Annotated in this window: 6 protein-coding genes; all 6 read left to right on the top strand. The window is 64.9% G+C overall.

Annotated elements, in window-relative coordinates; translation table 11 throughout:
- A partial coding sequence (locus tag FNJ47_RS50720; protein WP_206685408.1) for a hypothetical protein occupies window positions 1–278 on the top strand: 278 nt, incomplete at its 5' end.
- Entirely contained in the window at window positions 278–544 is a 267-nt protein-coding gene (locus FNJ47_RS45160; RefSeq protein WP_163163133.1) for a hypothetical protein, read from the top strand. The genes FNJ47_RS50720 and FNJ47_RS45160, both read left to right, overlap by 1 nt.
- A 460-nt stretch (window positions 545–1,004) precedes the next feature.
- A complete protein-coding gene (locus FNJ47_RS45155; protein ID WP_163163131.1) occupies window positions 1,005–1,964 on the top strand; it encodes a metallophosphoesterase family protein in 960 nt (319 codons plus the stop codon).
- A 24-nt stretch (window positions 1,965–1,988) separates the two neighbouring features.
- Window positions 1,989–2,312, top strand: a complete 324-nt coding sequence (locus tag FNJ47_RS45150; RefSeq protein WP_163163129.1) for a cupredoxin domain-containing protein — start codon at window positions 1,989–1,991, stop codon at window positions 2,310–2,312.
- 94 nt (window positions 2,313–2,406) lie between these two features.
- Window positions 2,407–2,964, top strand: a complete 558-nt coding sequence (locus FNJ47_RS45145) for a sigma-70 family RNA polymerase sigma factor (protein WP_163163127.1) — start codon at window positions 2,407–2,409, stop codon at window positions 2,962–2,964.
- A complete protein-coding gene (locus FNJ47_RS45140) occupies window positions 2,961–3,725 on the top strand; it encodes an anti-sigma factor family protein (protein WP_163163125.1) in 765 nt (254 codons plus the stop codon). Before FNJ47_RS45145 ends, FNJ47_RS45140 begins: the two co-directional genes overlap by 4 nt.
- Window positions 3,726–3,734: the final 9 nt, after the last annotated feature.

Raw genomic sequence — 3,734 nt, 5'->3', positions numbered from 1 at the left:
CCGTCCTCCGGCACCTGTCCGACGCGGCGTCCTGCCTCCCCAAGTTCACCGCGGTTGTCTGCACAGGCATGGCCGAGCCGCTGATCGGCCGCTTCATGGTGCACTCCTGCAACCCCGATCTCCTTTCCGATTGTCGCGTGCCTGTGCGCGGCAAGCGCCGCGTCGGCGCTTCTGATCAGGCGATAACGTGGCGGTCTGGCCGAGCAGACCCAAAAGAAATCGCCGTCCCCTTGCGGGGACGGCGTAAGCCACTCACGCAGTACTGGAACTATCGTTAGTGGTTGCCGTGGTGCTCGGCGTGATGCCGGCTCGCCTCGGTGTGGTGATGCTGGGCATGGCTGGCGTGACCATGGGCGCTGTGGGCGTGGTGCGCCGCCTTGTGGTGATCGCCGGCTTCGTGGTGCTTGGCCGCTTCGCGGTGATGACGCGCCGCGTGCTCGTGATGCTCGGCTGCCTTGTGATGATGCTCAACGCCTGCGTGGTCGCTCATGGTGATCTCCCGGTGTGGCGAATGAAGTCCATCATTCTTACGCAGCAGCGCTGACATTATGCTGACGGCTGCAAGACAGCTTTGTTGCGGCCGTTCATCTATGTTGCAGACGCTTCGGTGCTGCGGCGCGCATGTTCGCACTGCCGAAACACCGCTGCATTGACCGGCCGCCGGTCATGTCGATGGCGGAAAGCGGTCGAAGGTCGGCAGCTCATGTGCCGCTTCCATCCAGCGCAGCCGCTCCGCAGCCGCCGGTGACGTCAGCCGTGTTTTCCTCCGACCGATCAGTGGTTTGCTCGGTCGATAGCGTTGCGGGCCCCGGCGCTTCAATGCCGCAGCCCTTGCGTCCACCTATCGCGCGGCCTCTTATGCCCGCCGACGATGCAGCCGGCTTTCGGGCCTCACAAAATCGTCATCCCAGCCCTCAACCCCCTCCAAAACCCCGGGAATAAAGCCCCGGCCCCGCCGATCAACTCCCCGGAAACCCAATCCCTGGGCCCACGGGAGACTTGCCATGAGCGGACACGGACACGATCACGACCATCACGACGAGGAAAAAGGCGTCAGCCGACGCAAGGTGCTGGAATGCATGACCTGGGCCGGCACCGGCGTGCTGTGGACCGTTACCGGCGGCATACCGCACTCGCTCGGCATCGTCGGCTCGGCCGCGGCGGCGGAAGCGGCGCCCGGCATGACCTTCATGCAGATCAGCGACAGCCATGTCGGCTTCGACAAGCCGGCCAACCCGAATGCCATCGGCACGCTGGAGGAGGCCATCAACAAGGTGCGGGCGATGCAGGTCAAGCCGTCCTTCATGATCCATACCGGCGACATCACGCATCTGTCGAAGGCGTCCGAATTCGACGACGCCGATCGCATCATCTCGCAGGCCAAGCTCGACGTGCACTACGTGCCGGGCGAGCACGACTTCATCGACGAGGAGGTCAAGCTCTACAAGGAGCGTTACGGCAAGGGCACCAAGGGTCCGGGCTACTATTCCTTCGACGCCGGCGGCGTGCACTTCGTCGGTCTCGTCAACGTCGTCGACCTCAAGGGCGGCGGCCTCGGCAATCTCGGCAACGAGCAGCTCGAATGGCTGGAGAACGACCTCAAGGGCCGCTCCAAGTCGACGCCGATCGTGCTGTTCGCCCACATCCCGCTGTGGACGGTCTATCCGCAATGGGGCTGGGGCACCGAGGACGGCGCCCGCGCGCTGGAATACGTCAAGGGCTTCGGCTCGGTCACCGTGCTCAACGGCCACATCCACCAGGTGATGCAGAAGGTCGAGGGCAACGTCACCTTCCACACCGCGCGTTCGACTGCCTTCCCGCAGCCGGCGCCGGGTGCCGCCCCCTCACCCGGTCCGATGAAGGTCGAGGATGCCAAGCTGCGCAGCATGCTCGGCGTCGCCAGCATCAACTTCAAGCAGAACAGCCAGCCGCTGGCCATCATCGACACGCCGCTGCAAGGCTAACGGACAGGGCTGAGGAAGAGACCGATGATTACGATCAATCGACGCGACTTCGGTATTGCCGTGGTCGCGACCATGTTGCTGCCGGTCACGGCGGCCCGCGCCGAAGACACCGCGGTCCATATCGACAATTTCTCATTCACGCCGAACCCGCTCGACGTGAAGGTCGGCACCACCGTGACATGGACCAACCGCGACGACATCCCGCACACCGTGGTGTGTGCGGGCAAATTCCGCTCCAAGACTATGGATACCGACGGCACCTTCTCGTTCACCTTCACGGAGCCCGGCGAGTACAAGTATTTCTGCTCGCTGCATCCGCACATGACAGGCAGTATCAAGGTTGGGTAACGTGACTACCCATGCGATCACAGCCATGCCCGGTCGGTGGCCCACAGCCCCCGCCCGGGCACAAGCCGTCTCTCGACATGCCGGGCAGAACAAGATGGTTGTCAACGCGTCGCAAGACGATCCCGAGAAGGCGCGACGCTTCCGCGACGCCGCGCTGCCCTACCTTGACGACGCCTACACCCTGGCGCGCTATCTGCTGCGCGATGCCGCCGACGCCGAGGATGCGGTGCAGGAATGCTATCTGCGCGCCTACAAGCACTTCGACAGCTACCGCGGACCCGCGATGAAGCCCTGGCTGTTCGCGATCCTGCGCAATGTCTGCCGCGCCGAATACGCACGGCGCAAGACCGCTCCCACCGCGGTCGAGGAGCTGCCCGAGGGCGGCGAGCAGACCCCGCTGTGGAATGAAGCCCCGGAGACCCCGGAAAAGCAGCTGCTGCGCCGTTTCGACGGCGACACCGTGCGCAAGCTGGTCGCGGCGCTGGCCGAGCCGTTCCGCGAGACCTTCGTGCTCAGGGAAATCCAGAATCTATCATACCGCGAGATCGCCGATGTCGCAGCCGTGCCGGTCGGCACCGTGATGTCGCGTCTCGCGCGCGCCCGCGCCATGCTGCGATCAGCCTGGCTTGCGGAACAGGAGCAAGTGAAATGACCTGCGAGGAAGCCGAAGTGCTGATCCACGCGCTGATCGACGGCGAACTCGATGCCGGCCATGCGCGCGAAGTGGAAGCCCATGTCGAGGGGTGCGCGCATTGTGCCGCTCTCATGAAGGAGTATCAGGAGATCCGCCAGGCGATCGCCGAGAGCGACGTGCGCTACAAGGCGCCGCTCGAGCTGCGCCGCAAGATCGAGAAGGCGCTGCCGCAGCCCCAAGCTGCACCAACCCGGCGCTCGGTGCTGCGCGGCTTTGCGATGGGCTCGGCGGTATCGGCGATAGCCGCGACGGGGCTGATCGCGATCGTGCTGCGCAACGATGACGAGCAGCGCATCGAGAACGAGGTGGTGTCGGCGCATCTGCGCTCGCTGCAGGCCGGCCACCTGATCGACGTGGTCTCGACCGATCAGCACACCGTGAAGCCGTGGTTCAACGGCAAGCTCGACGTCTCGCCGCCGGTGATCGACCTCACCGCGCAGGGCTTTACCCTGATCGGCGGCCGGCTCGACTACGTCAACGCCCGCGAGATCGGCGCCGTGGTCTACAAGCGGCGTCAGCACGTGATCAATCTGTTCGTGGCGCAGACCGCGAGCACTGAACGGAAGGCGGCGCAGACCTCGACCTTGCAGGGCTTCAACATCCGCCGCTGGAGCGACCGCGGCCTGAACTACTGGGCGGTCAGCGATCTCGGCGCCGACGAGCTCTCCGAGTTCGGCGACAGGTTCGAGAGCGCGATGCGCGCGAACAAGGAGGGGTGAAGTCGCGTA

Source organism: Bradyrhizobium uaiense (assembly GCF_010811875.1).
GTDB classification, from domain to species: domain Bacteria; phylum Pseudomonadota; class Alphaproteobacteria; order Rhizobiales; family Xanthobacteraceae; genus Bradyrhizobium; species Bradyrhizobium uaiense.
The sequence above is the reverse complement of the archived record's forward strand: the minus strand, read 5'-3'. Positions and strand labels throughout refer to the sequence as shown.

Coding starts and splice junctions, on each gene's coding strand:
- FNJ47_RS45155 (WP_163163131.1), top strand. CDS start 1,005: ATGAGCGGACACGGACACGATCACGACCATCACGACGAGGAAAAAGGC.
- FNJ47_RS45150 (WP_163163129.1), top strand. CDS start 1,989: ATGATTACGATCAATCGACGCGACTTCGGTATTGCCGTGGTCGCGACC.
- FNJ47_RS45145 (WP_163163127.1), top strand. CDS start 2,407: ATGGTTGTCAACGCGTCGCAAGACGATCCCGAGAAGGCGCGACGCTTC.
- FNJ47_RS45140 (WP_163163125.1), top strand. CDS start 2,961: ATGACCTGCGAGGAAGCCGAAGTGCTGATCCACGCGCTGATCGACGGC.